This window comes from Brevibacterium sp. H602 (assembly GCF_051172395.1).
Classification (GTDB): domain Bacteria; phylum Actinomycetota; class Actinomycetes; order Actinomycetales; family Brevibacteriaceae; genus Brevibacterium.
On record NZ_JBPIZD010000010.1, the window covers coordinates 146,926 to 161,283 of the forward strand.

The 14,358-nt window shown below is 64.5% G+C and carries 14 protein-coding genes; 5 read left to right on the forward strand and 9 right to left on the reverse strand.

Annotated features, from left to right (window positions below; genetic code table 11):
- Positions 1-51: 51 nt before the first annotated feature.
- Positions 52-1,989, forward strand: coding sequence for an acetate--CoA ligase (gene acs / locus ACSBQT_RS09650; RefSeq protein ID WP_410710772.1), 1,938 nt, complete (start codon positions 52-54; stop codon positions 1,987-1,989).
- Positions 1,990-2,168: 179 nt separating this feature from the next.
- Positions 2,169-2,576: a phage holin family protein gene (locus ACSBQT_RS09655; RefSeq protein ID WP_025778074.1), complete on the forward strand. Its 408-nt coding sequence runs from the start codon at positions 2,169-2,171 to the stop codon at positions 2,574-2,576.
- A gap of 106 nt (positions 2,577-2,682) precedes the next feature.
- Here the strand turns inward: ACSBQT_RS09655 and ACSBQT_RS09660 are convergent, their stop codons facing one another.
- On the reverse strand, positions 2,683-3,684 hold the full coding sequence (locus ACSBQT_RS09660) for a TetR/AcrR family transcriptional regulator (protein WP_410710773.1): 1,002 nt from the start codon (positions 3,682-3,684) through the stop codon (positions 2,683-2,685).
- Positions 3,685-3,795: 111 nt separating this feature from the next.
- On the opposite strand from ACSBQT_RS09660, the gene ACSBQT_RS09665 reads away from it, so the two are divergent.
- A complete protein-coding gene (locus tag ACSBQT_RS09665) occupies positions 3,796-4,755 on the forward strand; it encodes an ABC transporter ATP-binding protein (RefSeq protein WP_435001645.1) in 960 nt (319 codons plus the stop codon).
- A 58-nt stretch (positions 4,756-4,813) separates the two neighbouring features.
- The gene (locus ACSBQT_RS09670; protein WP_435001646.1) at positions 4,814-5,659 is read left to right on the forward strand and encodes an ABC transporter permease; all 846 of its coding nucleotides are present in this window, start codon (positions 4,814-4,816) and stop codon (positions 5,657-5,659) included.
- Positions 5,660-5,686: 27 nt separating this feature from the next.
- On the opposite strand, the gene ACSBQT_RS09675 is transcribed toward ACSBQT_RS09670, so the two are convergent.
- Both ACSBQT_RS09675 and nth read right to left on the reverse strand, forming a co-directional pair.
- Positions 5,687-6,418, reverse strand: a complete 732-nt coding sequence (locus ACSBQT_RS09675; RefSeq protein ID WP_410710776.1) for an NUDIX hydrolase — start codon at positions 6,416-6,418, stop codon at positions 5,687-5,689.
- Positions 6,415-7,191 (reverse strand): endonuclease III, encoded by a 777-nt coding sequence (gene nth / locus ACSBQT_RS09680; protein ID WP_139468712.1) that lies wholly within the window; start codon positions 7,189-7,191, stop codon positions 6,415-6,417. Before nth ends, ACSBQT_RS09675 begins: the two co-directional genes overlap by 4 nt.
- Before the next feature lie 243 nt (positions 7,192-7,434).
- Between nth and ACSBQT_RS09685 the strand changes: the two genes are divergently transcribed.
- Positions 7,435-8,112 (forward strand): Crp/Fnr family transcriptional regulator, encoded by a 678-nt coding sequence (locus ACSBQT_RS09685; RefSeq protein WP_101545702.1) that lies wholly within the window; start codon positions 7,435-7,437, stop codon positions 8,110-8,112.
- A 133-nt stretch (positions 8,113-8,245) separates the two neighbouring features.
- Here ACSBQT_RS09685 and ACSBQT_RS09690 read toward each other — a convergent pair whose 3' ends face one another.
- From ACSBQT_RS09690 to ACSBQT_RS09715, 6 genes are all read right to left on the reverse strand, one after another.
- The gene (locus tag ACSBQT_RS09690; protein ID WP_410710777.1) at positions 8,246-9,013 is read right to left on the reverse strand and encodes an MBL fold metallo-hydrolase; all 768 of its coding nucleotides are present in this window, start codon (positions 9,011-9,013) and stop codon (positions 8,246-8,248) included.
- Positions 9,010-9,984: a hypothetical protein gene (locus tag ACSBQT_RS09695; protein ID WP_410710778.1), complete on the reverse strand. Its 975-nt coding sequence runs from the start codon at positions 9,982-9,984 to the stop codon at positions 9,010-9,012. Before ACSBQT_RS09695 ends, ACSBQT_RS09690 begins: the two co-directional genes overlap by 4 nt.
- The gene (locus ACSBQT_RS09700) at positions 9,974-10,447 is read right to left on the reverse strand and encodes a RidA family protein (protein WP_062244853.1); all 474 of its coding nucleotides are present in this window, start codon (positions 10,445-10,447) and stop codon (positions 9,974-9,976) included. Before ACSBQT_RS09700 ends, ACSBQT_RS09695 begins: the two co-directional genes overlap by 11 nt.
- Positions 10,448-10,496: 49 nt before the next feature.
- Entirely contained in the window at positions 10,497-10,652 is a 156-nt protein-coding gene (locus tag ACSBQT_RS09705; RefSeq protein WP_009883339.1) for a hypothetical protein, read from the reverse strand.
- A gap of 279 nt (positions 10,653-10,931) precedes the next feature.
- Positions 10,932-13,298, reverse strand: a complete 2,367-nt coding sequence (locus ACSBQT_RS09710) for a transglycosylase domain-containing protein (protein WP_435001647.1) — start codon at positions 13,296-13,298, stop codon at positions 10,932-10,934.
- A gap of 55 nt (positions 13,299-13,353) precedes the next feature.
- Positions 13,354-14,301 (reverse strand): metallophosphoesterase, encoded by a 948-nt coding sequence (locus ACSBQT_RS09715; RefSeq protein WP_410710780.1) that lies wholly within the window; start codon positions 14,299-14,301, stop codon positions 13,354-13,356.
- Positions 14,302-14,358: the final 57 nt, after the last annotated feature.

A 14,358-nucleotide genomic window follows, 5' to 3' on the forward strand; every position in this document is an offset into this window, starting at 1 on the left:
TATACAGTGCAACTAGAATTTTCGATCCACCAAGGAAGTCGGAGGGAAAGCATGACCGAAACCGCTGCCGAGCAGACCGAGACGTTTGCCCCGCCTGAGCAGTTCGCCGCGAACGCCAACGTCAAGGCAGACGAATACGAACGCGCCGAGGCAGACTATCTGAGCTTCTGGGCTGAGCAGTCCCGTGAGCTCGTCGATTGGCACGAAGACTTCGGCGAGGTCCTCGATTGGACCAACCCGCCGTTTGCGAAATGGTTCGTCGGCGGAAAGCTCAATGTCGCTTACAACTGCCTCGACCGTCACGTCCTCGCCGGCAATGGCGACCGGGTGGCCATCAACTTCGAAGGCGAGCCTGGCGACTCCCGCATCTTCACCTATGCCGAACTCCTCGCCGAGGTGTCGAAGGCGGCGAACACGCTGACCGATCTCGGCGTCAAAAGCGGAGACCGAGTCGCCATCTACCTGCCGATGATCCCCGAAGCCGTGATCTCGATGCTCGCCTGTGCCCGCCTCGGTGCGGCACATTCCGTCGTCTTCGGCGGATTCTCCGCCGATGCTCTGCACTCGCGCATCATCGACGCCGAAGCCCGCGTCGTCATCACCGCCGACGGCAGCTACCGTCGCGCCAAGCCCACGAGCCTCAAGCCCGCCGTCGATGAAGCGATCTCCCAGGGAGACACCCCGGTCGAGCACGTCCTCGTCGTCAAGCGCACCGGTCAGGACGTCGACTGGGTCGAGGGCCGCGACCAGTGGTGGGAGGATTCCGTCGGCCAGGCCAGCGACGAACACGAATGCGAGTTCTTCGACTCGGAGCACCCGCTGTTCATCCTCTACACCTCCGGTACGACAGGGAAGCCCAAGGGCATCCTCCACACCACCGGCGGCTACCTGACCCAGGTGCTGTACTCGATGAAGGCCGTCTTCGACATCAAACCCGAAACGGATGTCTTCTGGTGCACCGCCGACGTCGGTTGGGTCACCGGTCACTCCTATGTCACCTATGGCCCGCTGGCCGCCGGCACGACTCAGATCATCTACGAAGGCACCCCCGACACCCCGCATCAGGGCCGTTGGTGGGAGATCATCGAGAAGTACAAGGCCACGATCCTCTATGCCGCCCCGACTGCGATCCGCACATGCATGAAGTGGGGCGAGGAGATCCCCGCGAAGTACGACCTGTCCAGCCTGCGCCTGCTCGGCAGCGTCGGCGAACCGATCAACCCCGAGGCCTGGCGCTGGTACCACCGCGTCATCGGCGGTGAGCGCTGCCCGATCGTCGACACCTGGTGGCAGACCGAGACCGGGGCCCACATGATCGCTCCCCTGCCCGGCGTGCTGTCGACCAAGCCCGGTTCGTCCCAGCGTCCGATCCCCGGCATCTCCGTCGACGTCGTCGATGATTCGGGCGAGAAACCGGCGGGCCCCGAAGGCGGACTGCTCGTCATCCGCCGCCCGTGGCCGTCGATGCTGCGCGGAATCTGGAAAGACCCGGAGCGCTTCAAGGAGACCTACTGGTCACGGTTCGAAAACACGTACTTCGCCGGCGACGGCGCCCGCCGCGATGAGGACGGGGACATCTGGTTCCTCGGTCGAGTGGACGACGTGATGAACGTGTCCGGTCACCGCCTGTCCACCGCGGAGATCGAATCCTCGCTCGTCGCCCATTCCAAGGTCGCCGAGGCGGCCGTGGTCGGCGCTGCCGACGACACATCGGGTCAGGCCGTCATTGCGTTCGTCATCGTCGTAGGCGGCGTCGAGGATTCTCCTGAGACCGCCGAAGAGCTGCGTCAGCATGTGGGCAAGGACATCGGCCCCATCGCGAAGCCGAAGAAGGTCCACATCGTCACGGACCTGCCCAAGACACGCTCCGGCAAGATCATGCGCCGTCTGCTCAAGGACGTCGCCGAGAACCGGGAGGTCGGCAATACGTCGACCCTCGCCGACGCCTCGGTGATGGACCAGATCGAGAAGTCCGTCGCAGGAAGCTGAGCCTCTCGCCCTGAGGCCGGACTCGGTTGACCCGTCGGTGACAGACGACCCTGCCGCATAGCGGCCGTCGTCGGGATCCGACGGGTTTTCCCGATTCCCCGCCGATTCGCCTTTGGCCGAAGGGCGCGTTCAGACTACTCTTAAGTTAGATTGTCCTCGTTCTCGATTTAGGAGCTCTCATGGCCGAACGGTCCATCAGCGAACTGATCAAAGGCATCAGCGACGATTCCAAAGCGATCGCCGAAGAAGAGATTGCCCTTGCCAAGGCCGAAGCCACTGCCGGTGCGAAGAACCTGGGCATCGGTGCGGGACTGGCCGTCGTCGCGCTCTTCCTGCTCTTCCTGTCCTCGTTCATGGTGATCTTCGCCGGTGCGGCCGCATTCCATGAGGGTCTGGGCTGGCCGTGGTGGGGCAGCTTCCTCATCGTCTTCGGCATCCTCGCCGTCATCGCGATCATCCTCGTGCTTGTCGCACTCCCGCTGTTCAAGAAGGGCAACCCGGTCCCCGGCACCGCGATCGGCTCGGCCAAATCGCTCGTGGCCTCGGTCAAGCGCGCAGTGAAGAACCCCTCGGGACCCCGTTATTGAACCACTACTGACAGGACCCGCTCGGTCCTCGACAGCGAGACAATGAAGCGGCGCCGGACATCGTGTCCGGCGCCGCTTGTCACTTTCTCACTCAACGCATTCGCAGTCAGCGCCGCTTCGCCACCCGCTCCTTGGCCTCACGTCGCACCTGACGTTCCCGCTTGCGCGCTTCGGCCAGCACCTTCTGCGCCTGCCTGACGGCTTTCTGGGCCTCCCGCAGCTTCTTATCGGCGATGACATCGGGGTCATCATCAGCGATCATGGCCTTCCCATCAGCCGATTCCCCGGCAGCGTCGCCGGAGGAGTCGGCCGGGGCTGTCGCGCCCGAGCCGTCCGCCGTCCCGGATTCGGCGCCGCTCCGCCTGCGCTCGACCCCGTCGATGAAGGCCTCCACTCCGTCGAAGCCGCGTTCGAGTCCGAAGTCGAAGGGATCGGACTCCGAGGTGAAGACCCCCGCATCGATCGCCTTTCTGAGGAACGGATACCCATCCTCGGTGATGACCGCGTCGAAGAGCCGCTGCTCCCGGGACGCCACCTCGGCGGCATCCAAGCCGGTCGTTCGACTCTGCTCCTCATAGCCTGCGGCGATCATTCCCTTCCAGCGGGCGGCACCGGTGACGAGCAGGGAGACGGCGATCCGCTCCTCTTCGGTCAGACCGGTATCCGAGAGCGCCTCGAGGCCGGCCTCCAGCCAGGCCGAGCTGTTCGGGGTGATCGGGCTGCCAGTGATCGGCATCGACAGCAGCCAGGGCTGTCGGACATAGATCAGTGACTGCGCCTCGTAGAGTTCACCGAGTCGTGCCCGCCAGCCGAGATCCTCCTCGGCAGCCTCCGGCGGCAGACCGGTCGCCTCCTCCTGCATGAGCAGGAGCAGATCGTCCTTCGAGCTGACATAGCGGTAGAGCGACATCGGCGTGTATCCGAGTCGTTTCGCGACCGCCGACATCGACACCGCTTGGATCCCGTCGCTGTCGGCGATCTCTATCGCAGCGTCGACGATCTTCTCGACGCTCATCTCCCTCTTCGGTCCCCGCTGGGGAGTCGCCGCCACACCCCAGGCCAGTGCGATTCCGCTGGGAAGCTGCTCGATCAGATCATCCGTGCTCATGCCGTCAGTCTATATTGTGTATGGCATATATTGCGTGTTAGTGTCATATACAGTTTCTGTCATATACAGAACTCTTTTCCCGGAACCACGACTCGTGAGAGGACTCCCACCTTGACCACCGACAGTTCCACCAGCACCGCACATGACTCAACGGCTCCGTCGCCGAAACCGACAGGGCACATCGTTACGGATGATGTCCGGCCTCCCGCTGTCTCCTTCACACAGGTAAGCAAGCGCTTCGGAACGACGACCGTCCTCGACAGGCTCGACCTCCACGTGCACAGAGGCGAGGTCTTCGCGCTTCTCGGCTCCAACGGCGCAGGGAAGACCACCTGCATCAATATCCTCACCACGCTCGTCCGCCCCGATGCCGGATCGGTTCGGGTCATGGACGTCGATGTGCGTCAGTCACCCGCCGAAGCGAAGCGGCGATTCGCCGTCACCGGACAGTCAGCTGCCGTCGATGCCCATCTCTCGACCGAAGAGAACCTCGTCCTCCTCGGTCGGCTCTCCGGGCTGAGCCGGAGTGCCGCGAAAGCGAGAAGCCGCGACCTCGCCGAGAAGCTCAGCCTCACAACCTTCATGTCCACCCGGGTCGCCGCACTCTCCGGCGGCATGCGTCGCCGCCTCGACCTGGCTCTCAGCCTCGTCGTCCCCGTCGAGGTGCTCATTCTCGACGAACCCACCACCGGGCTGGACACCCGCTCCCGGCAGGAGCTGTGGGACGAAGTCAGCGAGCTCTCCCGAGGCGGCGCGACGGTGTTCCTCACCACCCAGTACCTCGACGAGGCCGATGCACTGGCCGACCGGATCGGCCTGCTCGACAGCGGCCGAATGGCGGGTCTGGGCACACCGGCAGAACTCAAGGCACGCATCGGCGAGGACACCGTGTCGATCCGCGGAACAGACGGAACTCAACTGGATGAGATCGCCACCGACGGCACCGTCTCGGGTCTCGCCTCGGCGCTCGAGCCGTGGACTTCCCGATCGCCTCGGGCCTCGGTTTCGCTGCACAGCCCCAGCCTCGACGATGTCTTCCTCGCGTTCACCTCTGCCGGCTCGCCTCACTGAGTGTTCGATGTCCAATCCCACGTCTCCGCTCTCCACACCGTCCAGAGAGGACAACGCAATGTCACACAGTCACCCGAGCACCGACACACCGACCACAGCAGCGACCACCGCTTCTGCCCTCCCCCGCGGGGTCTCCCGTACACGCCCTCGAGGGCTCTCCGCCGAGGCGACCTTCATCGGCAGGAGCCTGCGTCACGCGGTTCGCGACGTCGAATCGCTGCTCATGGCCGTCGCTCTGCCGGTGATGCTCATGCTCATGTTCACCTTCGTCTTCGGCGGCGCCCTCGATCCCGACGGCGGCTACGTCGACTACGTCGTCCCCGGAATCATCCTCACCTGCGCCGGCTTCGGTGCCGCCTCGACCTCGCTGTCGGTAGCTTCGGACATGACCTCCGGGTTCGTCGACCGGCTGCGGACGATGCCGGTGCGAGCGTCTGCCGTCATCACCGGGCACGTGGCGGCGAGCCTCGCAAGGAATCTGTTCGCCACTTCCATCGTCCTCCTCGTCGCCGTCGCCATCGGATTCCGCCCCTCCGCCGGAGTGGGCGAATGGCTGGCGACCGTCGGACTCGTCACCCTCTACATTCTGGCGATCACGTATCTCTTCGCCGCTATCGGCCTCGCCGCGAAGTCTCCCGAATCCGCCAATGGATACGGTTTCATCCTGCTCTTCCTCCCGTACGTCTCCAGCGCGTTCGTGCCGGTCGAGACGATGCCGAGGTGGTTGGAGGTGTTCGCCGACAATCAGCCGATCACTCCGATCATCGACGCTCTGCGCGCACTGCTCATCGGCACCGAGATGGGCGCTTCCGGCTATCTCGCTGTCGGCTGGTGTCTGCTCATTCTCGGCGCGGCGGCGGTGTGGGCCGCGGTGCTGTTCAGAGCGAAGGCCGGGCAGCGCTGACCGGGGCCGGATCCGCAGGGGCCGAATTCAGAAGTCGATGGCGATGGGAGCCTTCTTGTCCCATTCGCCGGCCCAGCCGAGATGGTCGAGAGCGAAGTCGAGGATGCCGGCGGTGAAGCCCCATACCTTGAGGACTCCGACGTCGAAGGCCGGAGTCGAGATCTTCAGATCGGGACGGGCGAAGGTTCCGCGGTTGGCTGGGGCGACGAGATCGGCGATGGCCACCCGATAGACGGAGTAGGACTCCCGCTGATCCATCACCTGGACTTGGCCCGGCTGACGCCAATAGCCGATGACCGGAGTGACCTCGAACTTCGAGACGGGGATATAGAGTGGACCCATCTCTCCGAGAACGTCGACGGTGTCCGGGGAGATTCCGGCTTCTTCCTCCGCTTCACGCAGCGCGGCGGCCGCCATGGAATCGTCTTCGGGGTCACGACCGCCACCGGGGAAGGCGACCTGTCCGGGATGATGGCGCAGGGTCGCGGCCCGCTGTAGAAGAACGATGTCGACATCGGCGACGCCGAGTTCGGCCAGGCGCGATGCTTCTGCGCCTCCCGCCTCGGTGCGAGGCTCTCCCCCGCGCCCGAAGAGCATGAGAACGGCGGCGTCACGGGCGGACTGCTCGGCGGCGTCCTTCTGTCGGCGCAGCCACAGCGGGGACCCGTGCGAGGCAGCGAGATCTTCGAGCTGCCCGCGCAGGGCCCCATCGGCGATCGTCGCCGATTCGGGTGGAAGGTCGGGGATTCGGGCGCTCATCGTCCCTCCTCGGGGACAGCCTCCTCGGCGGGAGTGGCCAAAGGCGCCATTTCGAACCGAAGCATGGCACGTGCCTTGTCCGGGTCGAGTTCCCCGATCCCGAACGATGGGCACAGCGCCGTCAGGGGGCAGGCTCCACAGGCGGGCTTGCGGGAATGGCAGATGCGGCGGCCGTGGAAGATCACCCGATGCGAGAGCATGGTGAGGTCCTTCTTCGGGAACAGGGCCGCGATCTCGTGCTCGGCCTTGACCGGATCGGTCTCCTCGGTCCAACCGAAGCGGCGGGCCAGCCGGCCCATATGTGTATCGACGGTCAGCCCAGGGGTGTCGAAAGCGTTTCCGAGGACGACGTTCGCGGTCTTTCGTCCGACTCCGGCGAGCTTGACGAGCTTGTCCAGCTTGTTCGGCACCACGCCGTCGTATTCATCGACGAGTTCGTTCGCGAGCTTGACGATGTTGCGGGCCTTGGCCCGGTAGAACCCTGTGGAGCGGATGTGCTCCTCGACCTCGATGAGATTGGCCACGGCCAGGGCGTGGGCGTCGGGGAAGGCGGCGAAGAGGCTCGGGGTGACCGAGTTGACGCGGATATCGGTGGTCTGGGCGGAGAGGACGGTAGCGATGAGCAGCTGGAACGGAGTCTCGAAGTCGAGCTCGCACTTCGCGTTCGGATACACCTCGGCGAGGATGCGATGGATCTTCCGCGCCCGGCGGGTTCGTCCCAGCGGGGTCTCCTTCGCGAACTTCCGCGCGCTCTTCTCTGCCACAGTCAACACGACTCACCATCCTAATCCGTGCCCTGTCATTCCGCAGTCATGCCGGTCACACCCGTGAATCATGTTCGCGCCCGGATCTGCGCACCTTGTTCTGGCCGGCTGCGGGAATGGTGTGGACGGGAGTCGTGTTGGGCGGTGCGGGAGAGGTTTTCATACTGATGGGCCACACTCCCGCGTCTTTGCTGGTATCGATGCAGATGACCAGGTAGATTTGTGTGTGATTATCACGACAAGGAGGAACCAGTGGATATTGAAGTGGTGCGGGGCGCGACGCTCTTCGCAGGTCTGGACGATGAAGCCACCAGTGCATTGATGAAGTTCATGAACCCGCGGAGTCTCCGTCGGGGAACCGTGCTCTTCCATGAGGGCGATGCCGGTGACGAGCTCTACATCGTCTCCTCGGGCAAGCTCAAGATCGGCCGTGAGTCCTCCGACGGCCGTGAGAACCTGCTGTCCGTGGTCGGCCCCGGCGAGATCATCGGTGAGCTCAGCCTCTTCGATCCGGGCCCGCGTTCGACCTCTGTCACTGCCGTCTCCCAGTCGGAGCTGCTCAGCCTCAAGCACGAAGACCTCACCACTTGGCTCAACGAGCGTCCGCAGGCCGCGATGAACCTGCTCAAGGCCCTCGCCCAGCGTCTGCGTCGCACCAATGAGACCGTCGGCGACCTTGTCTTCTCCGATGTGCCCGGCCGTGTCGCCAAGGCTCTGCTCGATCTCGCCGCTCGCTTCTCGAAGCCGGCTCCCGACGGTGTGCTCGTCGCTCACGACCTCACTCAGGAAGAGCTGGCTCAGCTCGTCGGTGCCTCGCGTGAGACCGTGAACAAGGCACTGGCCGACTTCGCCGCCCGCGGCTTCATCCGTCTCGAGGCCCGCTCCGTCGTCATCCTCGACATGGACCGGATGCGCAACCGCGCCCGCTGATCCTCCCGGCGACGTGCGGCCCCAGTGGCCCGTGGACGCCGCAGTGAAAGGACGCCCCAGCCGATTCGGCTGGGGCGTCCTTCGTGTTCGGGGCGTGGTGTCAGCTTGCGCTGTTCGAGCCCTTCCGCAGCTCTCAGGCGTCGTCGGCGGCGGGCAGGGCGTCGAGGTAGGCCAGCTGAGCCTTGACGATCTGCTCGGCCGCCGGCCGCACGCTGGGGTCGACGTCGTGGTAGACGATGTCGCATACCTCCGAGGCCGTCTTCGCGCCCTGCTCCAGTGCCGCTTTGACCTGCTCGATGCGTTCGAGTCGGTGGGAGCGGTAGTAGTCGATCACCTCGGCGGGGGCGTCGATGCGCTCACCATGGGCCGGTTCGATGATGGCGAACTCCCCGGCGTCGAACAGCTCCTTCAAACGGTCGAGAGAGTCCAGGTAGTCACCCAGGGAGCCTTCCGGGTGGGTGACGATCGTCGTCCCCTCCCCCAGGATCGTGTCGCCGCTGTAAAGGGCCCCGGCATGGATGAGGCTGATGCTGTCGCTCGTGTGCCCGGGGGTGGCAACGACGCGCAGCACATCGGCCGGAGTGTCGCCGAAGGCGATCTCGTCGCCGTCTGTCACCGGATCCGTATGACGTGCGAATCGCTCCAGCACGGCGTAGACGGGAACCTCTGGTGCCCACTGTTCGATGCTCCCGAGCATTTCGGAATGATCGGCGTGCTGGTGGGTGAGAACGATCGCCGCCAGATCACGGTCGGCCACCTCGGCGAGGAAGGCATCGCGGTGATCGGCCATCTCCGGGCCCGGATCGATGACGACCGCGGACGAGTCATCCTGGCTGGTGAGCACGTAGGTGTTCGTACCGGTCAGGGTCATCGGGCCGGGGTTGTTCGCACGGATTCTCATGAGTCGTCGTTCTCCTCGTCTGTCGTTTCGTCATCGTCGTCGCCGCTGAATGTCAGGAAGCCGGGACTCTGGTCGTTGTCGGTCTCGCCGACGGCCACGGCCCGGTCGCGCAGGCTTCCTTTGCTGTGGGGGTCCTTGCCCGTGTGGATGACGACCTTCCAGTCGCCGTCGTCATCGACGATCTCCGGACGCAGCGGGTGGACGTTGCGTATCTGCGCCATGGCCGCACCCACGGTCGGGACCTCTGCGAGGCTTTCGACGATGATGCGGGCAGCCGCGCCGATGCGGTCGGGGTCTCCTCCCACCTCGTTAAGTATCTGGCCGGGGCGTTTCCAACCGGCGGAGGTCTCATTCGGCGACAGGAAGTCGACGTCCTGGCCGAAGGGCACGGTGGCGATGAAATAGGTGGTGTCGAACCGGTGCAGCTGGGTGGGGGTGTTGATCCAGCGCAGCCACGGTTTGCACAGGTCGGGACGCAACCTCAGGTCACGGTCGCGTAATACCTGTGACCAGGACACTTCGTTCGAGAACAGTCTCGATCGGGTGGTGTGCCAGTCCGTCTGCGGTGTGGCGACGATCTCCCGGTCGACATCCTCGGCGAGCAGGATTCCTGTGGCTGCGAAGGTGATGCGGGCGGCCGCGGAGAAGTGGTGCAGGGCGCGGGATTTGTTCTCGATGCTCAGCGCACGGGCGCACCGGGCCGAATTCCATCCGGCCAGAGGCAGCTTCCGCACATCGCCCGGGCGCAGGCTGCTGGTGGGAAATGCCCACCGGTTGCGGTCCTCGACGCCGCGGGCGTCGAGCTGCCGGGTGATGAAGAGTTCCAGCCCGTCCGCGGAATCCCTGATCAGCACGATCGCCGAGGTGGGGCGCGGGGCCTCCGGGACGGGCCACCGTCCGTCGGACTGCCAGTGGTCAAGCAGCCACCGCAGTTCCGACGAAACGGGAAGAGTACGTCCGCTAAGCGGCATCGCCTGAGACCTCGACGATGACCTCGACCTCGACGGGGGTGCCCAGGGGCAGAGTGTTCACACCGACCGCGCTGCGGGCGTGCTGCCCACGGTCTCCGAAGATCTCACCGTAGAGCTCGGACACGCCGTTGATGACGGCCGGCTGCTGGGTGAAGTCGTCGGCGGAGTTGACGAAACCGGTGACCTTGACGACGCGCACGATCTTGTCGAGATCGCCGATGACTCCGGCGATGGCGGCCAGAGCGTTGAGCCCGGCGGTGCGTGCCAGCTGGTAACCGGTGTCGAGGTCGACGTCCGTGCCCAGGTGACCGGTCGCAGGCAGCTTGCCGTCGACGACGGGCAGCTGGCCCGAGGTATAGACGTAATTGCCGGTGCGCAGGGCGGGGACGTAGGCGCCGGCTGGTGTGGCGATCTCCGGCAGTTCGAGGCCGAGTTCGTTCAGGCGCTCAAGGGTCTTCGACATTGTTCTTCTTTCGGTGGGGGTGAGGTGTCAGTGGTCCTGCCGGTTCAGATCACTCTTTGGGGCGTTTGAGGTAGGCCACGAGTCCGTTGTTGTCGGGGCCGGGGACGACCTGCACGAGTTCGTATCCGTCCTCGCCCCACTGGTCGAGGATCTGCTTCGTCGCGTGGACGATGAGCGGCACGGTGACGTATTCCCACTTGGTCATGGTTCTCCTGAGTTGTCGGTGCGTCGCCGAGGCGGTCCGGGTGATCCGGTATGACCAGGCTTTCCTGGTGCGGTCGACGACGCTGGTCCGTTCCCCACACTAGCCCAGACTGGGCACGCTGGGCACCTGTGTTCCGTGGGCGGCGGTCACTGCCGTTTCGCTGTGGCGACACCCGTGAAAGTGAGACAGCGAAGGCGGGGAGGATCTGGTCCTCCCCGCCTGCACCGGAACGGTCTCCGCTGGGTTCTATCGGCTTGTCACGACCGGCATCTCATCGGCTCAGTTGCCGCCGAGGCCAGGCGCCTCGCCGCCGTCGCCACCGCCGTTTCCGCCGCCGTTGTTGCCGCCGCCTCCGTTGTTTCCGGAGTTGCCGCCTCCGCCGCCGCCGTTTCCGCCGCCACCGCCGTTGCCGTGGCTTCCGCCACCGCCACCTCCGCCGGTGCCGCCACCGCCGCCTCCGGTGCCGCCTCCGCCGGTAGACGAACCGCCGCCACCGCCGGAGCCGCCGCCGGAGAAGTACTTGCTGCTCGGCCTCGGGAACCCGGTGTTACCCTTGGTCTCCTTCACCGCCTGACTCATGTATGCCTGCCAGGTCTTACCGGAGATGGTCGCACCGTAGATGTGGCCTCGGACGGCACCGGCGCCGTTGGTGCGCCAGTCGCGAGTACCCCCCGGATCACCGGTCCACACTGCTGTGGACAGGGTTTTGGTGAAGCCGAGCAGCCAGGTGTGACCGACCTCGAAGTTCGTCGTACCGGTCTTGGCGCCTGCCGGCACTCCGATCTTCAACGAGCTCGTCGTACCGCCGTTGAACGTCTGAGTCAGCGCGTAGGCGACGCCCTTGGCCACTTCCTTGTCGAGCACTCGCTTGCAGCCTTCGCCGGGCAGGTCGAGTTTCTCGCCGTTGCGGTCCTTGATCTCGATGATCGGCTTCGGTCCGCAGAATTCGCCCTCGTTCGCGAAGGTCGCGAACGCCGCGGCCATGGCGATCGGGGTGGTCTCCGTCGTACCGAGGATCGACGACGGTGACAGGGCTTGGATGAAGCCGGACTTGTCCTTGTAGTCGAGCGCTTCTCCGCTGCCATAGCGGATGCCGAGGTCCATCGCGGTATCCATGATGTCACACATGTTCAGCTGGTTGCCCATGGCCGCGTAGCCCGTGTTGACGGACTTCTTCGTCGCCTCGAGCGCGGTCATCGAACCCTTGCCTTCACCGTCGCCGGCGTTGTTCGGGTCCCAGTCTCCGCCCATGTTCGGACAGCCCTCGTACTTCCAGGAGCTGGCCGGGAAATTGCGCTTCGTCGCATTGACGGTGGTGTTGAGGCTCTTGCCTTCCTTCAACCATGCCGTCAGGACGAAGGGCTTCCACGTCGAACCGACCTGGAAGCCACCGCCGCCGTTGTGCTTCTTGTCGACGGTGTAGTTGATCGAGGTCTTCTTGTTCTTGTCCTTCTTCTTCACCTCGCCGACCGTGTACTCACGGTTCTCGGCCATGGCGATGACTTCACCGGTTCCAGGTTCGATCGTCACCAGGGCATGGCCGGCACCGGAGGGATCGCCGACGGGAACGCGCTTCTTGATCTCTTTGTCCGCGATCTTCTGGATATCGGGGTTGAGGCTGGTCTTGATCTTCAGACCGCCACGTTGGAGGAAGGCCAGGCGTTCGTCAGCCGTGTCGCCGAAGGTGTCGTCATTCATGATGACGTTCTGGACATAGTTGCAGAAGAATTCTGCCTTGCTCTTGGCAGCCGAACAGCCGTTCGGGGTCTCATGCAGGTCGAGGTCGAGGTCGGTCTTGACCGCCTTGTCGTATTCCTTCTGCGTGATGTGGTCGTATTTGAGCATCTGCCCGAGCACAGTGTTGCGACGCTTGAGCACCTGGTCGGGGAACCGCTGCGGGTTGAACGCCGAGGGGTTCTGCACAATTCCGGCGAGCATCGCCGACTGCTGGATGTTGAGATCCTTCGCGTGGATGCCCCAGTACCGGTAGGCGGCGGCTTCGACGCCGTAGACGTTCGGGGATCCCGAGTAGTTGTTGATGTTCATGTAGCGGTTGAGGATTTCCTTCTTGTCGTACTTCTTCTCAACCGCGACAGCGAGTTTAGCTTCGCGCAGCTTACGCGCGTAGCCGGCGGTGCCTTCGGACTCCTTCGCCGCAGCCACACCTTCGGAGTCCTCCTCGGCATGCGCGTTCTCTGCCAGCACGTTCTTCACGTACTGCTGGGTCAGCGTCGATCCGCCCTGAGTCGTCGAGGACACCATATTGTGCACCGCTGCACGAGCAATGCCCTCGATGTCGACGCCGCCGTGTTCGAAGTACCGGTAGTCCTCGACGGCGATCGTCGCATTCTGCATATCCTTCGAGATCTTATCCAGCGGGACCTCCTGGCGGTTCTGCCAGTAGAACTCCGCAAGCTCGGACCCGTCGGAGGCAAGCATCGTCGACTTCTCACCGAGGTCCTTGATCTCCAAGGTCGCGGGGAGTGAATCGAAGATCTCGACAGCGCTGTTCGCACTGGCTGTTGCGACACCGACTCCGGGAATGGCCAGACCGGCAGCGACGATTCCCGCCACTGCGCTGACGGCCACGAACTGCATGAACGCGCCCATTTTTGTGGGTGGGGCGTTTGACTCAGGAGACACCATGGTAGCCAGTTTAACGAATTTGCCTTGTGCAGATCTTCAGAAACCGCTGAACGGGTTAGGCCATTGCGACGAGTTCCAAGACGCTGACTTCGGGTCGGCAGGCGAAACGCACTGGTGAGTACGGTGAGAATCCGAGACCGGCGGAGATGGCGACGAGGCTCTTCCTGTACGGAAAGACTCCGCGTGCGCGTGTCCGATCGAGGTCGCAGTTCGTCACCGGCGCACCCCAGAAGGGCACGCGGATCTGTCCCCCGTGAGTGTGTCCGGCCATGATGAGGTCCGCCCCCGCCGAGGCGAACGCCTCCAAGGTCCGCGAATACGGGGCGTGTGTCACGCCCACCTTGAGCCCGGCCTCGGAATCGAACCGCGGATGCTCAAGCACGCCCTTGCCGGGTGCTCCCCCACTCCAACGGATCCGGTCGCGGTCGATATGGGCGTCGCCGAGCCCGGTGAAGTGGATCCGAGTGCCCTTGATCGTCAGGGTCGCCTCGGTGTTGTCGAGGAAATGCCATCCCTGACTACCGGCCGACGAGTCCGACGGGGATGTCGGTTCTTCGAATCCGCGGACGAGGGCCTCGACATCGAGATCGGGGTTCACTCGGTGTTTGACCTGGGACGGCGAGCGCAGATACTTCGCGGGATTCTTCGCCTGCGGCGAGAAGAAGTCATTTGACCCCAGGACGAAGACTCCGGGTGTGTCGAGCAGACCGGAGAAGACGTCGAGGACGTCGGGCACGATATCGGCCGAGAGGTTGTCACCGGTGTTGACGACGACGTCCGGTTCGAGCCGGGTGAGCGCTTTGACCCAGGAGGCACGGTGCTTCTGCCAGGGCGCCAGGTGCAGGTCGGCGACGTGGAGGATCCGGATGGATTCGGCTCCGGCAGGCAGGATCGGCAGGGTGTGGCGGCGGATGGCGAAGAGGTGCGGTTCGACGACCGCACCCCAGATTCCGGCGGCCGTGGGGGCGGCCAGAGCACCGGCGAGGAGAGCGCGCTTCTTCATTCCCCCAACTCTATCCCCTCCCATTACTACCTGACGGCGGCCCAGCAACCTCGCGCG

What these genes read in the sequence shown, in the direction of transcription:
- acs (WP_410710772.1), top strand. Translation starts at nt 52, where the DNA reads ATGACCGAAACCGCTGCCGAGCAGACCGAGACGTTTGCCCCGCCTGAG.
- ACSBQT_RS09655 (WP_025778074.1), top strand. Translation starts at nt 2,169, where the DNA reads ATGGCCGAACGGTCCATCAGCGAACTGATCAAAGGCATCAGCGACGAT.
- ACSBQT_RS09660 (WP_410710773.1), bottom strand. Translation starts at nt 3,684, where the DNA reads ATGAGCACGGATGATCTGATCGAGCAGCTTCCCAGCGGAATCGCACTG.
- ACSBQT_RS09670 (WP_435001646.1), top strand. Translation starts at nt 4,814, where the DNA reads ATGTCACACAGTCACCCGAGCACCGACACACCGACCACAGCAGCGACC.
- ACSBQT_RS09675 (WP_410710776.1), bottom strand. Translation starts at nt 6,418, where the DNA reads ATGAGCGCCCGAATCCCCGACCTTCCACCCGAATCGGCGACGATCGCC.
- ACSBQT_RS09690 (WP_410710777.1), bottom strand. Translation starts at nt 9,013, where the DNA reads ATGAGAATCCGTGCGAACAACCCCGGCCCGATGACCCTGACCGGTACG.
- ACSBQT_RS09695 (WP_410710778.1), bottom strand. Translation starts at nt 9,984, where the DNA reads ATGCCGCTTAGCGGACGTACTCTTCCCGTTTCGTCGGAACTGCGGTGG.
- ACSBQT_RS09700 (WP_062244853.1), bottom strand. Translation starts at nt 10,447, where the DNA reads ATGTCGAAGACCCTTGAGCGCCTGAACGAACTCGGCCTCGAACTGCCG.
- ACSBQT_RS09705 (WP_009883339.1), bottom strand. Translation starts at nt 10,652, where the DNA reads ATGACCAAGTGGGAATACGTCACCGTGCCGCTCATCGTCCACGCGACG.
- ACSBQT_RS09710 (WP_435001647.1), bottom strand. Translation starts at nt 13,298, where the DNA reads ATGGTGTCTCCTGAGTCAAACGCCCCACCCACAAAAATGGGCGCGTTC.
- ACSBQT_RS09715 (WP_410710780.1), bottom strand. Translation starts at nt 14,301, where the DNA reads ATGAAGAAGCGCGCTCTCCTCGCCGGTGCTCTGGCCGCCCCCACGGCC.